This is a genomic window from Ruegeria sp. AWH4_226, assembly GCF_056159225.1.
This window is the reverse complement of sequence record NZ_JBSWUU010000001.1, coordinates 1,882,997-1,902,787: the sequence shown is the minus strand read 5'-3', so window position 1 is coordinate 1,902,787 and position 19,791 is coordinate 1,882,997. Positions and strand designations below refer to the sequence as shown.

Genomic DNA, 19,791 nt, shown 5'->3' with positions numbered 1-19,791 from the left:
GGCGGCGATGATCGAGCTGAAAGATGTAAGCAAAAGCTTTACCCTGCACAATCAGGGCAGTGCTGTGATCCCTGTGATCGAGGGCGCGTCGCTGACCGTCGCGCCGGGAGAGTGCATTGCCCTGACCGGAGCGTCCGGGGCAGGCAAGTCAACCCTGATGCGGGTGATCTATGGGAACTACCTGGCGGCGTCCGGGCAGGTTCTGGTGGGCGGGCTTGACGTGGCGCAGGCCGAGCCGCGCCAGATACTGGCTTTGCGGCGTGAAACACTCGGCTACGTCAGCCAGTTCCTGCGCGTTGTCCCGCGCGTGCCGACGCTTGAGGTGGTGGCTGACCCATTACTGTCACTAGGCTGCGAGCGGCAGGTGGCGCTGGAAAAAGCGGCAGCGCTGTTGGCGCGGCTGAACATCCCTGAACACCTGTGGGGGCTGAGTCCAACGACCTTTTCGGGGGGCGAGCAGCAACGGGTGAACATAGCCCGCGGTTTCGCGCATGACTATCCCGCGATGCTGCTGGATGAACCCACCGCCTCATTGGATGTACAGAATCGTGAGACGGTCTTGTCATTGATCGAAGAGGCCAAGGCGCGCGGTGCTGCAATTGTCGGGATTTTCCACGATGTCGGCGCGCGAGACCGGGTTTGCGATCGCGAGGTCAACGTTTCAGACTTCACGCCCGGAGGGCTGGTATGAGCCTTGCTCCGGTCATAGCAATTGTTGGCCCATCAGGTGTCGGCAAGGACAGTGTGATCGAAGCGCTAGACGCGCGTGTTCCCGGTATTCACCGGGTGCGCCGGGTCATCACGCGGCCCGAAGGCGAACAAGGCGAAGACTTTGACCGTGTATCCGTTGAACGCTTTCGGCAGATGGTCTCACAGGGTGCATTTGCTTTGCATTGGCCTGCGCATGGCCTGTTCTACGGTGTACCCAAGACTGTTGAGCAGCTTAGAAAGCAGGCGGATGGGGTGTTGGTGAATCTGTCGCGGTCTGTTTTGCTACAGGCGCAAGAGGTATTCGGCGATCTGGTAGTCATCTCGCTGACTGCAGAGCCCGAGGTTCTGGCGCACCGCTTGTCGGCACGCGGACGCGAAGGCGTAGCCGAGCAGGCGCGACGGATGACACGCGCAAAGGCGAGTTTGCCCAAGGGGTTGGTGCGGGTCATCGAAATCGACAATTCCGGGTCGCTGGAATCTACGGTCGATACGATCCTCGGCCACCTTCAACCGGAAAGGGCATAGCGATGCAGCAGGTGAAACCGCCCATCCTCGGCCTCACCCACCAACGCCAGATCATTGATTTGAAACGGCTGAGGCAGCAATGGGGCAAGCCGCGATTGCAGCGCCGCCTCAACCGTTGTCAGCGTGGCCTTGTCCAATTTACCACTGAGCGTGATGTGAAAGCGAAACGCATCCATCACGTAAGGATAACCCCATTGCACCAAGTTGGCGTCCTGCTGGGCGGTCAGGCCGCTGGCACGGCGCCGGTCAAGCTCGGACTGGGCAGGCGGCGCGCGAAAGCTGTCCAGCTCGCGCACGCAAGCGGTGGCCAAAGCGTTCAGCGCGGCCTCATCCCCCAGCGGGCGCAGGGCCAGAAACCGGCCAAGTCGGGCGATCGTCAGCCCGTCCTGGACCACAATGGGCTTCGAGGCCGCAACCTGCGCGCAGGCGTCGTGCAACGCTTCAACCGTCTGACCATCTCGCAGCTGGAACGGGGGTTTGATTGTCGCATGCAGACCGTATTTGCGCGGCACCTCGGTTACGGTTGCAACATCAACGCCGTCGATCACGGGATGGACAAGGGCGGTGCCGGCCTCGATGTCCCAACCCAGCCAGCTTCTGGCGAACTTCGTCCATTCAGCCGTTGCTGGTGGCGCAAAATAGATCGCGTATCGCGTGAATGTCACATTGGCCTCCTATGCGTGGCCTTCTCAATATCTCAGACCGTGTGAAGTTCAGATGACAGAAGAAATGATCCTTGCCAATGCCACGCTTGTTCTTCCGAATGAGACGGTTACAGGCAGCGTCCGTATCGTGGGCGAGACGATTGCAGACATCGCAACCGGCCCGGCTGTGCCCGTCGGTGCCATGGACTGCGAAGGCGACTATGTCAGCCCCGGTCTGGTGGAGCTGCACACCGACAACCTTGAACGCCACATCCAACCGCGGCCCAAGGTCGACTGGCCCCATGCGGCTGCCATCCTGGCCCATGATGCCGAACTGGCCAGTACCGGGATCACCACCGTGTTTGATGCGATGCGCATCGGCTCGATCCCAAGTGGCAACCGCTACAAGAAATACGCCCGCGATCTGTCCCGTGAACTATGGCAGCTGCGCGAACAGGACGCCTTGAAGATCAGCCACTTTTTGCATCTCCGGGCCGAGGTGTGCTCGGAAACGCTGGTGGATGAGTTGGATGAGTTCAGCGCCGAAGATCGAGTGGGGCTGGTGTCTCTTATGGATCATACGCCGGGGCAGCGGCAGTTCCGGAATATGTCGCAGCTAGAAGCCTATATGAAGGGCAAGCACAGCATGTCAGACGACGACTTTCTGCAGCATGTGGCCCAGCTTAAGGCGCTACGCGACCGGTATGGTGACCGGCACGAGGTTGAAACCGTGAAAGCAGCAAAACGCTTTGGCGCGATCCTGGCCAGTCATGATGATACCACGCGGGAGCAGGTGGCTGTATCCGCTGGTCACGGCATTCGGCTGGCCGAGTTTCCGACAACCGTAGAGGCCGCACGGGCCTGCCATGATCACGGTATCAAGGTCATGATGGGTGCGCCCAACGTAATCCGGGGCGAGTCGCATTCCGGCAATGTCGCCGCGCAAGAGTTGGCTGATCTCGGCCATCTCGACATTTTATCTTCGGACTATGTGCCCGCCGCCTTGCTGCTGTCAGCGGCGCGTCTGGGTGAGCAGTGGGGCGATATGTCCCGCGGTTTGCGGACCGTGACCCAAGCCCCTGCACAGGCCGTTGGTCTGGAAGATCGTGGTGAGCTGCGCATCGGTGCACGGGCTGATGTCATCCGGTTCCGATTGCGGGAAGGTGCACCTGCTTTGAATGGTGTTTGGTCACGTGGACGGCGCGTTGCCTGATCAGGCCCTATAGAACAGGTACCTGTCCGGCGCGATCGTACCCGGTCCGCTGATCTGTTCGAACCCCACCAAAGGCTGCCCCGATATCAACAATCCGCCGGGCAGCATCACCTGCGCGATCAAAGGACTCAGACGGGCTGCTTCTGCGACGTCTTCTTCTTTGATTCCGCGTCCAAAATCATAATGCGCCAGTGCGATTTTTTGGCCGCCTGCTGCCAGCTTTCTAAGCATTGGCTCAGCCTCTCCCTGCAAGAAATCTTCTACCGGAGGGGTGCTGGATGGGTGGCATTGCAGTACCCGGTCCATGACCCAGATGCGCCGATCTGGCATGATTTCCCGCAGGTGGTCATAGGTGCGCCCGTTGCCCAGCCCCATATCCAGAACGTCGCCATCCATGTCGCTGATCTGCGCGACCGCCCAGTTCAGCCCGTCGCGTTGTGCCGTTAACCGGCGCAGCATGGAATCTAGTCGGCTCATTCAGGTCTCCCAGAGTTGGTTTTCAGATGGTGCGACCCAAGTGCGGCCGGGGCCGTCCAGCAGTCTGCGCAGCAACCCTTCGGTAAAGGTCCAGATGCCTTGATCATGAACCAGATGATGCGTCAACACACCGAACGGTTCGGCATTGTCGTTGCGTCCCTCACGCCGGTCACGCAGCAGTTTGACTGTTTGGGAAATCAGCTTGTCCGTTGCGGTCAGCCCGCGCGTTCCGCGCCAGTCGATCGGGTCCAGATGGGTGTTGATCTGTTCAAGTCCGGGTACAGGCCATCGTATCTTGCGTGGCGTTGCGGCAGAGATGATGCGGAACCCAAGTCCGGGCAGGTGTTCGAGCACTTCGGGCGCAATACGGTTCCAAGGGGGTACGAACATCGGGCACAGCCTGTCCCCGAACAGTTTGCGCAAGCGATCCAACCCGGCCTGGGCATCCGCAGTGACGTCTTCGATGGGCCGGTGCAGTCGGAATTCGGATTTTTTCTCACCTTCAGGCGCGTGGTTCTGATGCGCCCAGCCATGCACCACCGGGATTAGCGTCCGATGCCGCGCCACGTAATCCACCAGCTGACGATCGGCATCGCGCGGAATGATCGCAAGATGAACCGGCAGGTCAAGAGTCTGGGACAAGCCTGCCAGCGTCTCTAGCTGCGGCGTCACTGAGACGGCGTCGTCGTCCCGCCACCACAGTGGCAGCGAAAGGTTCTGTGTGCGCCAGCGGTCTAGTTCGGAGTCCAAAGGGTGCCAGTCAATTGTCATGCTTGCGACCTCAGCCCTACTGCTATTTCGACGGATCTGTCGGCCCCGTCAAAGCCCGTGGCAGAAAGGGGACGCGGACCATCCTGGATAACAGCCTCAACAGCCCGAGCCAAAGCAGAGCCATCAAGTTCGTTGCTGGGTAGAAGTTCGATGGCGGACAAACCGGCAAGACTAGTCCCGCGCAGTGTCTGTTCGACCTCTTTGCCATCGTCAAACGGAATGAATATGGCTGGCGTACCAGATTGAAGGATGTCCAGCGCGGTATTGTAGCCGCACATACTGACGGACGCTGCGGCCAGTGGCAGCATCTGGAGGAAATCCGGACGAACAGGTTCCAGCGTCACCGGGGCATCACCCACATCGTTTTGCAAATCGGCAATGCGCTGCCGTGCGTCTTGACCGCCCACCAACAGGCGCCAGCGCCTGTTGGGCATCTTGCGGGCGGCCTCGATGGCCGCGCGAAAGATCGGCTGGCCCACTGATCCACCGCCGGCGCTGACCAACACCTCGCCTTGGCCCACGGCATCAGGGTGCGGCACGGGGGCTTCGGGTGCGACGAAACCGGTATAGAACAGCCGCTTGCGCAAACGATCGGTAACCGGCCAACTGACATCCAGCGGAACAACATCTTGATCTGAATGGACAAGGATCCCGTCGTAGTACCGAAGAACGATCTCTTCCGTACGGTGCGCTTTGGACTCTTTCGACGGTGGGGCCAGAATATCCCGGATCGAGCCCAGAATGATCGGGCGGTGCGGCAGGGTGTGGGCAGCCTCAAGCGCCGCGATGAACTCGGTCGCCAGTGACCGGCGGCCAAAGGGAAACAGCTCAGTGATCAGAACATCCGGCGCGAAACTTTCAACGGCTTTCACCAGTGCAGTTTCACGCGCTTTCAGGTAGGCCGCGTCGGCGATGTCACCGTTTCCGGTCAAAAGCCGTGTAAAGTTGGTTCCGTCCGAGCGAAGCGGCGGCAACCCCAATAGGCTGATATCGGTACTGTCCAATTGCGGCGCAGGCATTCCACCCGAAACGACAAAGGTCTCGTGCCCCGCGCGTTCAAATGCCTTGCCCAGCGTCAATGCCCGACTCAGATGCCCGGTGCCCAGCAGGTGCGTGACAATGATCATTACCTTCATAGGTTGGCCTCGGGCCGGATCAGGCGGATGGGTTCGGGCAGGGGCGTGAGGGACGGCATATCAACGATATACAACCGGTTGCGCTTGATTTTGAATGGGGCGGGGCCGTCGAAATCCCAACCCCAGGCACGTGCCAGAATGACCCGCATGATGCCGATATGGCAGACCGCAACCGTGTCGCCGGATAGCCCATCCAGCCATGGCATTAGCCGTGACCAGACTTCGGCCGGGCTTTCACCGTTCGGCGGACGGAATTCCCAGCTCCAATCCTCAATATGGCGGTATCCACTTTTGGGGTCTGCTATCAGATCGACACCGCGCAACCCTTCCCAATCACCCCAGTTCATCTCGGTCAGTGCATCCGAGGTCCGTGGGTCGCACCCGGCAACAAGGCGTGCGGTCTCGCTGGCCCGTAGCAGCGGACTGGACCACAGGGTCGCGTCCTTCCACGTGTCAGGCAGGCGTGTGTTTGCAAGTTCAGCCCGGGCATTCGCATCCAGCGGAATGTCGCTGCGCCCCTGAATGCGGCCAGCACGGTTCCAGTGCGTGTGGCCATGTCTGAGCAGGGCTAAACGAGTCATCTTTGGGCCTCCACCAATGGTCGTGCGGATCGCCAGAACCGCTCGGTCGCCGCAGGCAGCAAGTGACGCTCGGCCATCCGAGTGCGGGCTTCGGCCCCCAGTGACTGACGATACGACAGGTCATCTAGTAACCTACGCAATCGGGTGGCCAGCCCTTTAGCACCGCAGCTGACAGGCGGGTAGTCCGACGGGGTCAGCACATCCCGCACGCCGGGCCGATCCTGCGCAACAATAGGCACACCGTTGGCTTGTGCTTCAAGATAGACCATCCCAAAAGCTTCGTTCACGCCGGGCCAAACCAGAACCGATGCCGCACTGTACAGATCTTGCAACGTTTCGCGGTCGCATTGCCCCAGAAACCGCACTCTTGATCCGAACGGAGCCATCAGAGCTTCGACTTCGGCCCGGGCCGGACCATCGCCCGCAATATTCAGGCTCCAATCCCCATCCAGAAGGGCCAGGGTTTGGGCAATAAGGTCATAAGACGCCAGTTTGTCACCCTGACGCATCATACCAACGCTCAGCATTGGGCCATCACACGTTGACGCATGCGGCAAGTCCGACAGGGGAAGAAACGGCGGCAACTCGACAAGGCTTTGATCCCCGGACCTGTCCCGTTCAAGCGCAATCAGGTCATTGGCCGTATGATAGAAAATCACTTGCGCCGCGTCGCAGGCAGCATGCGCGGCTTGGGCAAAACTGGCCCAAGGACCATCTAATCGGCTGGTCGCACGGGTGCTTTCGATCTGGGCATAAGGGATATTCCGCGCCTTGCAAACTCGCGGGCCCACAAGGTCGGGCGCCTTGTAATAGTTGTGATACGTCACCCAAAGGGACGTGTCCAAGGGCATCTCAGCGACAAGACGGTGTACCTCTGCCTGTGCCTCGGCGCGCAACACCGTCTGAACCTGCGCATCACCGGATTTGTCGTAGATGCGCAGTCGTGAGGCCAGCTCGACGGTGTCCCCCTGCGCGGCAATCGCCTGCATGAGATTGCGCGCCATTTCGCGATCCCCGGATGGGACCGGGCTGTCGGGTGCCTTCATCGGACAGTAAAAGGCGACCCGGGTCATCAGTTTGTGTCCGCACCCAATGCGCGCAGCCGTTTGGAAAGACGGGCGATCCCCGGGTCCATGCGGAAGTCAGAGATCAGGCGGTCATAAGCCGCCACAGCCATCAATGCGGTTTTCCGAGGGTCATCGGCGAGGCGGACAATAGCCGAGGCCAGCGCGCTAGGATCGTCGTCGGACAGCACCCCATGGGTTCCGGTTTCAATGAATTCCGGGATGGCCGACACGGGCGTCGAAAGAATTGGCAAAAGCTGGGACGCAGCCTCCATCAAAACGTTGGGCAGGCCATCGCGGTCTCCGTCCGCTGCAATCCGGCTGGGTAGAACGAACAGGTCGGCAGCGCGCATTGCTGCGATGACTTCGGGTTGATCGCAAGCGCCCTTCCAAGTAATCCGATGCGCCAGACCTGCGGCCTCGGCCCGGCTTTGGAGCGCGCCGCTCAACGTTCCGCCTCCGATATGCGCCCAGCGCCAGTCGAGTGATTCAGGCAACAGCGCAAAAGCGTCTATCAGTCGATCAAAGCCCTTTTTCTCGACCAATCGGCCAACGGACAGCATGTGAAACGGCCCGCTTGGGGCGCGCGGCTTACGGTTTGGGGGGGCGGGAAAGCGGCAAAGGTCCAGCCCGTGATAGATCAGGTCAACCCGCGACGGATCATCAGCAAGGCCACGCAAATGTTCGGCCCCTATGGACGTGCAGGTCGCGCCAAAGGCTGCACCATGTGTCACTTCTTGCAATTTTTCGCGTTTTTCCCACTCGGGCGACGTCCAGATGTCCTTTGCATGGGCTGAAAAGCTCCATGGCAGGCCGCGCATGATCGCAGTATAGCGGGCGACCGAGGACGGGGTGTGCATGAAATGCGCATACATCACTTTTGTCGCTTCGGGCAATTCGGCGGCCAGAACACAGGCCTGCCCGAACCTGCGGATGCGGTTATGGGTGGGATCGCGGCGCAAGTCCGCCCGCCAAATCTGGTAGGCCTCGGCGTAGCCGGGCATAGTTTTTGCCTTTTCACGCGCGGCCCAGACGCGCCGCGGCTCATCGTACAGATATTCTGGCAAGTAGTGCACTTCACCCCGGAACCGGTCGTGCAACGGGTGGCGCTTTACATCAGTTGGGTGGCGCAAGGACCAGATATCAAAGCTGTGCCCGGCATCCTGCAGGGCGACAAGTTCCTGGGCGATGAACGTCTCGGACAGGCGCGGCCATCCTTTGACCAGCACCGCCAGTTTCGGCTGTTTCGAAGTCATCCAGTGGCCCGTTTCTGTTCCTGGCCCAACAGCGCGTCTACGCGATCAACGACATAGTCCAACCCGTCCAGTAGCCCGTCCTGGATAGCCTGCGATGGAAGCGGTTGTTCGGGCAGGTTGCGAATTGCCTGTATCATAGCCTCTGGCGTCAAGCCGTCCCGATTTTCGTCCAGCATGCGGACAAGCCCCAGACTTTCGGCGCGCGACGCTCGGATCCATTGCTCGAGCCGAGGTGTCGAACGTGGCACGATGACGGCGCGTTTATCGAACGAGAGTACCTCGCAAAAGGTGTTGTAGCCGCCCATGCAGACAACACCCGAGGCACCGGCAAAAAGGGTTTCGATCTGGGATTCGAACCCAACGGCGGTGACCCGACCGTTAAGCGCTGCAACGCGGGTCTCAAACTCCTCCCGCAGTTCGCCAGACAGGAAGGGGCCGTAAACCAGTACGGCACGCGGTGACAGGGTAGGGTCTTTTTCATAGGCTGACAAAACAAGGTTCACCATCGCCTTGCCATCGCCGCCGCCACCCGGAGTGATCAGAATATAAGGTTTCTCGGGCGGCTCACCCACAGGGCTGAGATCGCGGCGTAAGTACCCGGTCCAGTGAATGCGCGACTGCGCTGCTCTGCTCAGAGGCAGGCCTTGGGTTGGGTCATAGATCGAGCGCAGCCCGTATATCCAAATCTCATGGTAGAACCGCTCGGTCGCGGTGACGGCTTCTTTCCTTTCCCATTCAGCGGCCAGCACTTCGGGTTCGTCGAGCACGTCGCGCAGCCCAAGAACCAGTTTTGTGCGCTGCGACTGCAATAGGGCTTCCAACGTCGGCAAAAGCTCACCGCGAAATCCGGTGGGTTCCTTGTCCACGACCAGCATATCGGGATCGAATTGCTGAACAGAGGTCTGGATAAGGCCCGCGCGCAGCTCGGTCACTTCTTCTATGCCCATTCCGATGGTCCGCGCCGCGTAGGAGCCATCGGCGCGTTTGGTGACACCCGGCAGTCGGACGTGATCAACCCGGCGAGGAAAGGTGAATCGACCCGCGACCGGCGATCCTGTCAGGATCAGGGCGGACGCGTCCGGGTTGGCTTGCGTGATAGCCGCTGCAAGGGCGCGAGACCGACGCAGATGGCCCAGCCCGAACGTATCGTGGCTGTAGAGCAGTATGCGCGGCGCCCGGCCGGTCGTTTTGTCTTGTATTCCCAGGCCCATGCTTTCGCCTATCGTGTTTTTGGGTTCAACTCCGCGCGTTTGCCCCCGTTACCGTATATTTTTTGACGCCGCTTGCCAAAGGGGTTCCCAAGACAGGGCAAATTCGTCAACCATGGCGAAATAGCAACATTCGATACACGGGCAGGTCAGGGGAAATCTCCCCGTCAGCCTGACATCGGACTTGCTGTTTCACGCAATTGCAGGGCCGGTCATATTCAGTTTTTCCTAGGTTGAAAACACTCTTGTTGTGAGTAGTGCAGCTGGAACACGAAATGACCCGATCACGAGAAGAAAAAGGCTGAATATTTGAATACGCTCAGGTGCTTCTGTAGTCTTCTGGCAATACGCGAATTGGATAGGCTGCTTGATGAAACTTAATCTCAGCGCTGTGATAGCCATTCTTGTTTGGGCATTCGCAACCGCCTTCGTTACAACGGCAGCGGCACAGACATCCTTGATCCCGGGATATGGGTCGGGGTCTGCCACCGAGTCCGATACGAACACGGATAGCGATCTGTCCGCCGCGATCCGGGCCGCAACCGAATCTGGCGCCAGCGTGATTGTTATAGACAGCACCGGGCAAGTCGTGGCTTCGGGCATTCAAGAAGATGGTGCTACGCCTGAAACTCTCGATCCCATGGGAAGCGGGTCGCAGCTGATGAAAGCGCAAGAAAGGTTGTCGGATTTTCGTTCATCCATGCATGCGCGCTTGCAAGCTTTGCCGTACTCAATTTTCGAAGTGCAGTACATTTTGCGACAAACCAGCCCGGATGGCCGGATTCAGACATATCTTGAAGTCCTGTTCTGGAACATTCTGTTCCTGCTGCTGGGGCGCTGGTTGTCTGCAGAAATCTACGGCAAGCGCATCGCGCGCCGTTTCGTGGTCGCGCGCTCCAAGGAAGACCCGAAAGGGTATCGCGAAAAAATGCCCTTCCTGGTGTTCCGGTTCTTCATGGGCATAGGCGCTACTGTCTTTGCGATGGTGATGGCGCTGATCGTGGGGTACTTGATCTTTGGTGAGGCTGAAGACATTTCGATCCAGTTCACGGTCACGGCGATCTTCACCGCGTTCTTCCTGTCGCGCACCGTGTCCGACCTGTGGCGGATGGTGTTGTCGCCCTATCTCAGCCAATACCGGCTGCCGCCATTTTCCGATCGTGATGCGAAACGCCTGTATATCTGGGCGTCGGCGCTTGCGACTTATGATATCTCGGTCGTGCTGTTTTCGACCTGGGTTGCTGATTTTGGATTGAACTACAACATCTATGCGATGGTTTATGGCAGCCTGACCATGGTCGGCGCGCTGGGCAACGTTTTGATGATCCTGTTCAACGCTCGGGCGATTTCCAATGCCATTAGGGGTGGTCGGTCACCGGATCGGGTTTCGTGGTTATTACGCTTTGTCTCATTTGCGTGGGCGCCGGTCGTGATCGTCTATATTGTTTTCAGTTGGTTCAAACTGGCGGTTGATCTGGTTCTGGAGCATGAGCATTCGCTGCCGATCGTCGCCAGCAGCTATGCGATCTTCATGTCCGTGGTTGTTGCATATGGGGCGATGAACTACCTGCTCGAGCGTTATTTTGATCGCAACCGCAAGATGGACGGGATGAACGCGGACGCGGCCGAGGACATCGATGAACCCGTCGAAAAACCAAAGTCAGACATGAAGCAGCAATCGATCCTGACATATGAGGACCTCGCTCGCCGTGTGGCGGGAATACTGGCCTTCGTTGTCGGCCTGTATGCGTTGGTCGTGATCTGGAATCCCGGAATTGACTGGACCGAAGACCTGCCGATTGACCGGGCTCTGGACGTGATGACGATCTTGTTCATCGGCTACATCCTGTTCCACTTCTTCCGCATCTGGATCGACTCGAAAATCGCGGAAGAGATTGATGACGGCAGTGAAGAGGCCGAATTGGGTGATGAGGGCGGTGAGGGGGGGCAAAGCCGTTTGGCAACGCTGCTGCCGTTGTTCCGCGGGGCGATCCTGGCCGTGGTTGTCGTCACCATCGTTCTTATTGTTCTGATGGAGTTGGGCATTAATGTCAGCCCGTTGTTCGCAGGTGCCGGTGTGGTCGGACTGGCAGTGGGGTTCGGCTCGCAAACGTTAGTGCGGGACATTTTTTCGGGGGCGTTCTTCCTGTTGGACGATGCGTTTCGGAAAGGCGAATACATCGACATTGGTGATGTCAAAGGAACGGTCGAAAAGATCTCGGTCCGGTCGTTCCAGTTACGGCATCACTTGGGCGCGCTAAACACGATACCTTTTGGTGAGATCAAGGTGCTGACCAACTATTCCCGCGATTGGGTAATCATGAAACTGCCGCTGCGGGTGACTTATGACACCGATGTCGAAAAGGTGCGGAAGCTGATCAAGAAACTGGGTCAGGAGTTGCTGAGTGACCCGGTGATCGGTGAGAATTTTATCCAGCCGTTGAAATCGCAGGGCGTGATCGAGATGCAGGATTCAGCGATGATCATTCGGGTCAAATTCATGACCAAGCCGGGGGATCAGTGGTTGGTGCGCAAGAAGGTCTATCAGGAAATCCGCGAGCTTTTTGCCCGGGAAGGTATCAATTTCGCTCACCGTGAAGTCACCGTTCGGCTTGCTGAAGGCAAAGAGCCAGAGGATCTGACGCCCAAGCAACGCGAAGCGGTCACGGGCGCGGTTCAGGCAGCCATTGATGAGGATTACCTGGACGATATCGGACCCGGAGGCGATGACCGCTAGCGGGGCTCTCCCGCCCCTTTGGTGTGCGTCTCTGGCGAGACGCCCCGCAAAGCGTTGGGCCGCGCCGCGCGTACCGCGCGGCGGTTGCGCTAGCCGGAAAGCGATGACCAGACGGGTTGAGATGTGCCTAGTTTTTCGGCGGGCAAGGCCCAACGCATATTTGCGGCCCCGACGGTCAATGCCGGTTTTAAGCGATGGCCACGCCCCCAGCCCGACGCTTCGGGCTTTTGATTATAGTCTGCGGGCGTCGCGTCCGTGATCTCTTCTGAGGTGTCTGATTTCGCCAGCGCGGCCAATAGATCTGCGGTCCGGGCCAGAGACAACTGTGCGAGCATTATGGAATTGCCAGAGGCGGCCTCGGCCAGTGCAGACAGGACCGCGGCAGCCATCAGGTAGCCTGTCGCGTGATCCAACGCCTGAACCGGCAGCGGTGTTGGTTTATCTGCCTTGGCCCAGGCGCGGCCAGAATCGGCGATGCCTGCGCTCATTTGCACAAGACTGTCAAAGCCGCGTCTGGACGACCACGGCCCCTGCCAGCCGTAGGCGTTCAGCGTGACTTCAATCCGGTTCGGTGCCAGATCATCCCGCTTGGTCTTTGGCAGACCCAGCGCGTCCAAAGCGCCCGGCCGGTAGCCGTGTACGAACACATCCGCCTGTGACAGCAAGTGTTCCAGCTTTTTCATGCCGACTGGTGATTTCAGGTCCAAATACGTACAGTGTTTGCCCAATGAGATATCCGGGATCACGCCGGGTTCGTCCCATCCGGGGGGATCGACACGCAGAACCTCGGCCCCGAAACCAGCAAGCGTTCGGGTCGAGACCGGCCCCGCCAGAACGCGGGTAAGGTCCAAAACCCGCAAGCCTGATAGTGGCCGTTGGGCTGTTGCCTCGGGGCGGTCTCGCACCTCGATACGACGGGGGCTGTGCCAGCCAATCAGCGGGTCGCGGGAGACCGCGCGACCCTGTGGATGCTCAAGCCATTCCACACGGCTGCGCATGGCTGCAGCCACACCGCCCTCGGCCACGATCGCAGTTTCCAGGTCCGCGACGGACCACTCTTTCAAAGCTTGGGACACAGCATTGCGATTGCCCGGAACACCAAGCACTTTCAGAGCGGCTGCTTTGTGGCGCGGCAGATTGGTATGCAGCCTGATCCAACCGTCAGACGCCTGATAATCTCCGGCCACCGCATCCCAAAGGCTTGGCATCTCCCACCCGTCGGGCTTGAAAGAAAACCCATACCACAGTGAGGCCAATCGGTGATCGACAGAAACCTCAGGTGCCTTGGGCGCAAGGTTCAACGCGCTGACAAGACGCGCCAGTTCCTGTCCTACGGCGGCGAAGCTCGCGGTTGCCAGCTCACTTACAGCAAAGACGCTTGGTCGTGCGCCCTTGCCAATCGACTTGTAGCTGTCTGATGCGGGAAGGGCGGACATCAAGGTCATTGTTGATATGGATCCAAACTGTCGCGCAGACCGTCGCCGAGGAAATTGAAGGCCAAGACGATGACGATGATCGGCAGCATTGGGATTGCCGTCCACGGATAGATCTCGATCGAAGCGAGGTTCTGCGCGTCGTTCAACATTACGCCCCAACTGACCGCAGGCGCTCTAAGGCCAAGGCCAAGAAAGCTGAGCGCGGTTTCCCCAAGAATCATTGCCGGAATCGACAGGGTGGCGGACGCGATGAGGTGCGACATGAAGTTCGGCAGCAGGTGCTTGCGAATGACGCGACCCGAGCTTGCGCCCATCATCTCGGCCGCGCGCACATATTCCTCCTCGCGCAGGGACAGGAATTTGGCGCGGACAGAGCGGGCCAGGCCGGGCCAGTCGAGAATGCCGAGGATGATCGAAATGATAAAGAACACGGCGACAGGGCTCCAGTTCGAAGGCACCGCAGCGGACAGGGCCAGCCAAAGTGGCAATTCCGGCAACGAGCGGAGAACCTCGATCACGCGGTTGATAACCCAATCGATCTTGCCTCCAAAATACCCCGCCATCGAGCCGAATATGATGCCCAAAAAGAAAGATACCGAGATACCGATCAGGCCAACGGTTAATGACAGTTGCGCCCCGTAGAGGATGCGGCTGAAAATGTCGCGACCCAGACGGTCAGAACCCCAGAGGAACAGTGTTGCGCCTTCCGGAGGACAGAAAAGATGGGTGTCCGATCTGATAAACCCGGCCAGTTTGTATTCGGCCCCCTCACAGAAGAATTTGATCGGACGCGGGTCTTCAAGGTCGGGGACGAACTTCCATTGAAAGGTCTCCAAATCCGCCTCGGCCACGATGGGGAAAACGTGGGGCCCGATGAACTTACCCTCGTAGAACCAATTGACGCTTTGCGGTGGAGCATAGAGGTGCTCACCGTTGCGTTCATTCGGCCCGTAGGGAGCGATGAAGCCGGCAAATGGCAGCATAAGATAGCAAAGCAGCAAAAAGATGCCCGAGATCAGGCCCAGTTTGTGGGTTCTGAACTTACGCCAGACGAGTACCCAGTTCGGCGCGTCCAGATCGGCGCGTTCAAGCTGTTGCAGGGCGGCATCCGGGTCGAATGGGGCGTCGTCGACAAAGCGACCATCTGGACGTTGGGTCATGCGTCTCGCCCCTCGTATCGGATGCGCGGGTCGAGCATGACCAGCAGGATGTCAGAGATCATGGTACCAATCAGAGTCAGCAGCGCCACGAACATAAGAATGAACGCAGACAGGAACTGATCTTGCGTTTTCAGCGCCGTCAGCAGGGTTGGGCCGATAGTTTGCAGGCCCAGGACGACCGACACAAGAACTGAGCCGGATACCATCGACGGCAACAGATTGCCGATATCGGCAACAAACGGATTGAAGGCCACGCGCAGCGGGTATTTCGTCAACATCCGCGAGGGTGACATACCTTTGGCAATTGCGGTTTCTACATACGGTTTGCCTAGCTCGTCCAGCATATTGGCGCGCAGGCGCTGCATCATGGCCGATGCACCGGATGTACCGATCACAAAGGTCGGGACGATCAGGTGGACCAGAATGGATTTCAGCTTGTCCCAGCTCATTGGCTGGCCTTCGAATGATGGATCCATAAGGCCGCCAATGGGGAGGTTGAAATACTGGTGGCCGTAATAGAACAGGATCAGTGCCAGCAAGAAGTTTGGCGTGGCCAGACCAAGATAGCCAACAAAGGCTGAGGTATAGTCAATCCACGTCCGTGAGCGCGCCGCAGCGATGACACCCAGGGGCAGCGCAACGGCATACACAAAAAGGATCGCAGCCAAGTTGACCACAACGGTCAGCCACAGCGTATCGCCAACGATCTCGGCCACGGGGCGGTCGAATTCAAAAGACCAGCCATAGTTGCCTTGTAGAAGGCCATCAAACCCGTGTGGACCGGGCCAGAATCCCATCCAGATGAGGTATTGTTCCCAAATTGGCCGGTCCAGCGCATATTCCTTACGCAGAAATTCAGCCTTTTGTACGCCGGCAGATTGCCCCGAGGCCTGAAGTTCAGCGATCTGATTGCTGAGATAGTCGCCGGGCGGCAGATTGATGATCACGAAGATCAGCACCGACACCACCAACAGCGTCAGCAGCATCGTGAAAAAGCGATAGACTGCATAACGCAGCATAACCATTTAGCTGCTCCTGATCAGTCGACGAAGAAAAACTCGTCTGGTCGATGAACGCCAAAATGGGCGCCAGGTTCCCACGCCCACATGGCCTGGTCAGGCACGTTGCGCAGACGGTTGGACACCACGATCGGCTGCGGTGCGCCGTTGAGGATGCCAATTGCGTACACCTGATCGGCGTGAATGTTCAGCATTTCGGTCCAGACGGCCTCGCGCTCTTCATTTGTTGTGGCAATTTCCCAGTCATGGGCCAATTTCATCAAACGCTCGGCCTCGGGCATGTCGGGCGCTTCGCCGACATCCCCGCCTGTCTGGTGGTACTGGCCCCATTTGGGCCAGGCCAGAAAGACCTGATCTGTCGGTGCCAGATAGGCGGGCGAGGTGTGGGTCTGCGGAATTCCATCATCCCAGCCATACCAAACCGAGGCCATGGTGTTGCCCGCAAAAACACGATTGCGCAGGATGTCCCGATCCAGCGGGCGCATCACCAGATCAACGCCAATCTCGCGCCAGGTGTCGGTAACGATTTGCAGGGCATTCTCAACCTCTTGCCGTTCACCCGCTGTTTCGATGATCAGTTCCATCGGGCGTCCATCGGGAAGCAAGCGGATCCCGCTTTTGTCACGCTCGGACAAGCCGGCCTCATCAAGCAGCGCGTTGGCTTGTTCGATATCGTATTGCGCCCAAGCCTGGGCATTCTTCTCGGAGTAAAACGGAGAAGCAGGCAACACCGACATCGCACCGGGTTGTGCCAGTTTGAAATACAGCGCCTGATTGATCGTCTTGCGGTCGATGGCCAGCGAGAGGGCACGGCGAACACGCACGTCACGCAAAACCTCTCGCCATGTCTCATCGGCAAAGTTCAGGTTTGGATAGATCGCAATTTGCGAGGCGACGCCGGTTTTCCACAACAGCGTTTTGTAGTTTCCGACCTCTTCGCCCTTTTTCAGGATTGATGCATCGCGGAAGGACAGCCCGCGACCCTGAAGATCAGTTTCGCCTGCATTTGCCTTGGCCGCGACGAGACCCGGAGCGACGATCTCCATTTCGACCACGTCGATATAAGGCAGTTGCACGCCATTGCTATCGATACGGTGGTAGTACGGATTTCGTACAAAGTTATGGCGGATTTTCTTACCCGAACTTGCGTTCAGCCAAGGTTGGAGCGTCGGCAATTCGTGATTGTCGTATTTGTACAGGTTGTCCAGTTTGTTGTGCAGCGCCGCCCAGCTTTTGACGCGTGCATCGTCGACCAGAAAGGCCAGTTCTTCGGCGTCCGCGTATTTCTCATGATATTTTTTTAGAAACTCGGCAGGGCGGTATATAAATGGCGGTCGGGCCTGCGCCAGAGATTGAAGAAATTTTGGATTGGGATCATCCCACTCGAAAACTACGGTAGTGGCGTCGGGAAAGGAAACGGTCGGACTTTTACCCTCGACGATTAGAAAATCCGGCGGACCAGAGGGGCTCAGAAGTTCGTTATTGGCAACATCTTCCCACCAATAGCGAAAGTCCTCCGAGGTGAAGGGCGATCCGTCCGACCACTTGTGTCCTTCGCGCAGATTCAGGGTGAACTTGCGGTTGTCCTCGTTTTCGAAAGATTCCAACAGATCGGGCACAAGCTCGTACTTCTCGTTAAATCCAACGAGACGGGCATAGCCGTACACGACCATCTGACGGATGTCCTTTGACCGGGTCACCATCGTCCGCAAGGTGCCGCCCGGCGTTCCGAATTCGCGACCCTTCGCAGCCAGATCAACAACCAGCGGTTCGGCGGGCAGCCGTTCCTGAACCGGCGGCAAATGTCCTGCGTTCACTTCAGAAGACCAGAATTGCCCTTCTATCGGGGTGGGAGTGTCTGCCGTGGCGGGCATTATCCCCGTGACAGCCAGTACGGCAGCCAGAAAAATGGGGCGAGTGGTCTTAAACATGGCATCTTACCTTATGGCCGGGCTCCATCTCTACCAGTGAAGGTATCACGGAGTCGGTTAATCGGAAGGCGTCATCCCAACTGTCAGGTGAACCTGCGCCCAACGCAACCAGTTTCAGGTTGATGGGTCGGTTGATGTCAGGTTCCGGTTGGGCTGCAATCAGCGCCTTGGTGTATGGATGGCGGGGGTTGTAGAAAAGCGTCTCGGGCGGTGCTTGCTCAACGACCAGTCCCCGGCGCATCACAGCGACCTCATCGGCGATGCGGGCAACCACGGCGAGGTCGTGAGAAATGAACAGATAAGACAGGTTCAGACTGTCCTGCAGGTGTTCCAAAAGCGTCAGGATTTGTTCCTGAACGGATACATCCAATGCCGAGGTCGGCTCGTCGCAGACAATAAGCTGCGGGTCCAGCATCATTGCGCGCGCGATGGAAAGACGCTGCCGTTGACCGCCGGAGAACGCATGTGGATAGCGTTTCAGCATGTCAGCGTTCAGACCCACCCGCTTAAGCATATCGGCGGCCTTGTCCCGCTGATCGGATGTCGTTCCGATCCTGTGAATCTCCAACGGCTCGGTCATGGCGTCCTGAATACGCATGCGTGGGCTGAGCGAACTGTAAGGGTCTTGAAATACCATCTGCGCGTTGCGTTGAAAGGCGGTGCGCTGGGCGCGCGTCATGTGGTGCACCGTGATCGGGTCTTCGGTTGCTGAGGTCCGGAACAATATCTCGCCCCCGGGGTCGGGCAGTTCGGCGCCCAGTGCGATTCGGGCCGCCGTTGTCTTGCCCGATCCGCTTTCACCCACGATAGCAAGCGTCTTGCCGCGGGCAAGGTTCAGGTCGACACCCCGGCAGGCATGGATCAGCCTCTCACCCTGCCAGCCCTTGCTGGAGCGCATGGTATAGGTTTTGGAGACGCCTTTCATTTCCAGGATCAGGTCTTCATCGGACATGGGGATGCCGACCGCGTCCTCATCTGGAATTCCGGGCGCGGCGTTGAACAATTGTTGGGTGTAAGGGTGTGCTGGCGCAGTCAGGATCGGGGCCGCGGCCCCCGACTCCATGACGCGCCCCTTGTGCATGACAACTACCTGTTCGGCCATGTTGGCGACGACGCCAAGATCGTGGGTCACGAGGATCAGAGCCATACCGGTTTCGCGCTGTAACTCTTTGATCAGGCCCAGCACCTGCGCCTGCGTTGTCACGTCCAACGCGGTCGTCGGCTCATCCGCGATCAGCAGTTCGGGGCGCGCGACCATCGCCATCGCGATCATGGCACGCTGCCGCATGCCGCCGGACAATTCGAACGGGTACGAGTCATAAGCGCGTTGCGGGTCGGGGAAGCCGACACGATCGAACTGGTTCAAAACTTCTTTGCGGGCCTGCGCTTCGGATGCGCCACGGTGCAACCATAGAACTTCGCTGACTTGGTTGCCGATCTTGTGAAGCGGGGACAGGGACCGCATCGGCTCCTGAAAGATCATTGAGACCCTGTTTCCGCGGATATCCCGCATCTGGCGTTCGCTGATCCTGGTCAGATCGACCGAACCGTTTGAATCGTTCAACGTGATCGTGCCGCTGCGAATTTGCGCCGTACGTGGCAAAATCCGAAGGGCGGCGCGGCATGATATGGTTTTTCCGGACCCGGACTCTCCGACAAGTGCCAGCGTTTGACCTGCCGCCACATCGAAGCTCACGCCTTTGACAACGGATTCACCCGCACCAAAACCGATGCTTAAATCACGTACAGACAACAACGCTGTCATGCGGGTATTCCACCCGTTCGGCCGTATGTCGGCATCGGCTTGATCAACTCCCTGTGTTTTTTCCGTCAGTTTCGCGCGGTTGATGCACGCTAGTCAAACCCGTTCTTCACCCGAAATGTCGCGGAATCGTGAAAAGGACACCAAATTGACTACACAA

General features: G+C 58.6%; 17 protein-coding genes. 4 read left to right on the top strand and 13 right to left on the bottom strand.

Going from position 1 to position 19,791, the window contains the following annotated elements; all coding sequences use genetic code 11:
• The first annotated feature begins 7 nt into the window (after positions 1-7).
• Both phnL and phnN read left to right on the top strand, forming a co-directional pair.
• A complete protein-coding gene (gene phnL, locus ACXAET_RS09225) occupies positions 8-691 on the top strand; it encodes a phosphonate C-P lyase system protein PhnL (RefSeq protein ID WP_475183939.1) in 684 nt (227 codons plus the stop codon).
• The gene (phnN, locus tag ACXAET_RS09220) at positions 688-1,236 is read left to right on the top strand and encodes a phosphonate metabolism protein/1,5-bisphosphokinase (PRPP-forming) PhnN (protein ID WP_475183936.1); all 549 of its coding nucleotides are present in this window, start codon (positions 688-690) and stop codon (positions 1,234-1,236) included. The genes phnL and phnN overlap by 4 nt, the downstream gene beginning before the upstream one ends.
• Here the strand turns inward: phnN and ACXAET_RS09215 are convergent.
• The gene (locus ACXAET_RS09215; protein ID WP_475183934.1) at positions 1,218-1,901 is read right to left on the bottom strand and encodes a DUF1045 domain-containing protein; all 684 of its coding nucleotides are present in this window, start codon (positions 1,899-1,901) and stop codon (positions 1,218-1,220) included. The genes phnN and ACXAET_RS09215 overlap by 19 nt on opposite strands.
• Before the next feature lie 52 nt (positions 1,902-1,953).
• On the opposite strand from ACXAET_RS09215, the gene ACXAET_RS09210 reads away from it, so the two are divergent.
• Positions 1,954-3,093 (top strand): alpha-D-ribose 1-methylphosphonate 5-triphosphate diphosphatase, encoded by a 1,140-nt coding sequence (locus ACXAET_RS09210; protein WP_475183933.1) that lies wholly within the window; start codon positions 1,954-1,956, stop codon positions 3,091-3,093.
• Here ACXAET_RS09210 and ACXAET_RS09205 read toward each other — a convergent pair whose 3' ends face one another.
• Genes ACXAET_RS09205 through ACXAET_RS09175 form a run of 7 tightly spaced genes read right to left on the bottom strand, consistent with a single transcriptional unit; the run spans position 3,094 to position 9,589 of the window.
• Positions 3,094-3,570, bottom strand: a complete 477-nt coding sequence (locus ACXAET_RS09205) for a class I SAM-dependent methyltransferase (protein ID WP_475183931.1) — start codon at positions 3,568-3,570, stop codon at positions 3,094-3,096.
• A complete protein-coding gene (locus ACXAET_RS09200) occupies positions 3,571-4,341 on the bottom strand; it encodes a polysaccharide deacetylase family protein (protein ID WP_475183929.1) in 771 nt (256 codons plus the stop codon).
• The gene (locus ACXAET_RS09195; protein ID WP_475183927.1) at positions 4,338-5,477 is read right to left on the bottom strand and encodes a glycosyltransferase family protein; all 1,140 of its coding nucleotides are present in this window, start codon (positions 5,475-5,477) and stop codon (positions 4,338-4,340) included. Before ACXAET_RS09195 ends, ACXAET_RS09200 begins: the two co-directional genes overlap by 4 nt.
• The gene (locus ACXAET_RS09190) at positions 5,474-6,058 is read right to left on the bottom strand and encodes a histidine phosphatase family protein (RefSeq protein ID WP_475183925.1); all 585 of its coding nucleotides are present in this window, start codon (positions 6,056-6,058) and stop codon (positions 5,474-5,476) included. The genes ACXAET_RS09195 and ACXAET_RS09190 overlap by 4 nt, the downstream gene beginning before the upstream one ends.
• Positions 6,055-7,131 carry a glycosyltransferase family 4 protein gene (locus ACXAET_RS09185; RefSeq protein WP_475183923.1) on the bottom strand — a complete coding sequence of 359 codons (1,077 nt, stop codon included), beginning with the start codon at positions 7,129-7,131 and terminating at the stop codon, positions 6,055-6,057. The genes ACXAET_RS09190 and ACXAET_RS09185 overlap by 4 nt, the downstream gene beginning before the upstream one ends.
• Positions 7,131-8,378, bottom strand: a complete 1,248-nt coding sequence (locus tag ACXAET_RS09180; protein ID WP_475183921.1) for a glycosyltransferase family 4 protein — start codon at positions 8,376-8,378, stop codon at positions 7,131-7,133. Before ACXAET_RS09180 ends, ACXAET_RS09185 begins: the two co-directional genes overlap by 1 nt.
• A complete protein-coding gene (locus ACXAET_RS09175) occupies positions 8,375-9,589 on the bottom strand; it encodes a glycosyltransferase family protein (RefSeq protein WP_475183919.1) in 1,215 nt (404 codons plus the stop codon). The genes ACXAET_RS09180 and ACXAET_RS09175 overlap by 4 nt, the downstream gene beginning before the upstream one ends.
• A 367-nt stretch (positions 9,590-9,956) precedes the next feature.
• Here ACXAET_RS09175 and ACXAET_RS09170 point away from each other — a divergent pair, with 367 nt between their 5' ends.
• Complete coding sequence (locus ACXAET_RS09170) at positions 9,957-12,323, top strand: mechanosensitive ion channel family protein (protein ID WP_475183918.1); 2,367 nt, start codon at positions 9,957-9,959, stop codon at positions 12,321-12,323.
• Between the two features lie 89 nt (positions 12,324-12,412).
• Here the strand turns inward: ACXAET_RS09170 and ACXAET_RS09165 are convergent, their stop codons facing one another.
• Genes ACXAET_RS09165 through ACXAET_RS09145 form a run of 5 tightly spaced genes read right to left on the bottom strand, consistent with a single transcriptional unit; the run spans position 12,413 to position 19,634 of the window.
• The gene (locus tag ACXAET_RS09165) at positions 12,413-13,768 is read right to left on the bottom strand and encodes a CoA transferase (RefSeq protein ID WP_475183916.1); all 1,356 of its coding nucleotides are present in this window, start codon (positions 13,766-13,768) and stop codon (positions 12,413-12,415) included.
• Complete coding sequence (locus tag ACXAET_RS09160; protein ID WP_475183914.1) at positions 13,765-14,919, bottom strand: ABC transporter permease; 1,155 nt, start codon at positions 14,917-14,919, stop codon at positions 13,765-13,767. The genes ACXAET_RS09165 and ACXAET_RS09160 overlap by 4 nt, the downstream gene beginning before the upstream one ends.
• Positions 14,916-15,944 (bottom strand): ABC transporter permease, encoded by a 1,029-nt coding sequence (locus ACXAET_RS09155; protein WP_475183912.1) that lies wholly within the window; start codon positions 15,942-15,944, stop codon positions 14,916-14,918. The genes ACXAET_RS09160 and ACXAET_RS09155 overlap by 4 nt, the downstream gene beginning before the upstream one ends.
• Before the next feature lie 14 nt (positions 15,945-15,958).
• Entirely contained in the window at positions 15,959-17,869 is a 1,911-nt protein-coding gene (locus ACXAET_RS09150; RefSeq protein WP_475183911.1) for an ABC transporter substrate-binding protein, read from the bottom strand.
• Positions 17,862-19,634, bottom strand: coding sequence for an ABC transporter ATP-binding protein (locus ACXAET_RS09145; RefSeq protein WP_475183909.1), 1,773 nt, complete (start codon positions 19,632-19,634; stop codon positions 17,862-17,864). The genes ACXAET_RS09150 and ACXAET_RS09145 overlap by 8 nt, the downstream gene beginning before the upstream one ends.
• Positions 19,635-19,791: the final 157 nt, after the last annotated feature.

Excerpts from the sequence above, each read along its gene's own strand:
- phnL (WP_475183939.1), top strand. The coding sequence starts at position 8 with ATGATCGAGCTGAAAGATGTAAGCAAAAGCTTTACCCTGCACAATCAG.
- phnN (WP_475183936.1), top strand. The coding sequence starts at position 688 with ATGAGCCTTGCTCCGGTCATAGCAATTGTTGGCCCATCAGGTGTCGGC.
- ACXAET_RS09210 (WP_475183933.1), top strand. The coding sequence starts at position 1,954 with ATGACAGAAGAAATGATCCTTGCCAATGCCACGCTTGTTCTTCCGAAT.
- ACXAET_RS09205 (WP_475183931.1), bottom strand. The coding sequence starts at position 3,570 with ATGAGCCGACTAGATTCCATGCTGCGCCGGTTAACGGCACAACGCGAC.
- ACXAET_RS09200 (WP_475183929.1), bottom strand. The coding sequence starts at position 4,341 with ATGACAATTGACTGGCACCCTTTGGACTCCGAACTAGACCGCTGGCGC.
- ACXAET_RS09195 (WP_475183927.1), bottom strand. The coding sequence starts at position 5,477 with ATGAAGGTAATGATCATTGTCACGCACCTGCTGGGCACCGGGCATCTG.
- ACXAET_RS09190 (WP_475183925.1), bottom strand. The coding sequence starts at position 6,058 with ATGACTCGTTTAGCCCTGCTCAGACATGGCCACACGCACTGGAACCGT.
- ACXAET_RS09185 (WP_475183923.1), bottom strand. The coding sequence starts at position 7,131 with ATGACCCGGGTCGCCTTTTACTGTCCGATGAAGGCACCCGACAGCCCG.
- ACXAET_RS09180 (WP_475183921.1), bottom strand. The coding sequence starts at position 8,378 with ATGACTTCGAAACAGCCGAAACTGGCGGTGCTGGTCAAAGGATGGCCG.
- ACXAET_RS09175 (WP_475183919.1), bottom strand. The coding sequence starts at position 9,589 with ATGGGCCTGGGAATACAAGACAAAACGACCGGCCGGGCGCCGCGCATA.
- ACXAET_RS09170 (WP_475183918.1), top strand. The coding sequence starts at position 9,957 with ATGAAACTTAATCTCAGCGCTGTGATAGCCATTCTTGTTTGGGCATTC.
- ACXAET_RS09165 (WP_475183916.1), bottom strand. The coding sequence starts at position 13,768 with ATGACCTTGATGTCCGCCCTTCCCGCATCAGACAGCTACAAGTCGATT.
- ACXAET_RS09160 (WP_475183914.1), bottom strand. The coding sequence starts at position 14,919 with ATGACCCAACGTCCAGATGGTCGCTTTGTCGACGACGCCCCATTCGAC.
- ACXAET_RS09155 (WP_475183912.1), bottom strand. The coding sequence starts at position 15,944 with ATGGTTATGCTGCGTTATGCAGTCTATCGCTTTTTCACGATGCTGCTG.
- ACXAET_RS09150 (WP_475183911.1), bottom strand. The coding sequence starts at position 17,869 with ATGTTTAAGACCACTCGCCCCATTTTTCTGGCTGCCGTACTGGCTGTC.
- ACXAET_RS09145 (WP_475183909.1), bottom strand. The coding sequence starts at position 19,634 with ATGACAGCGTTGTTGTCTGTACGTGATTTAAGCATCGGTTTTGGTGCG.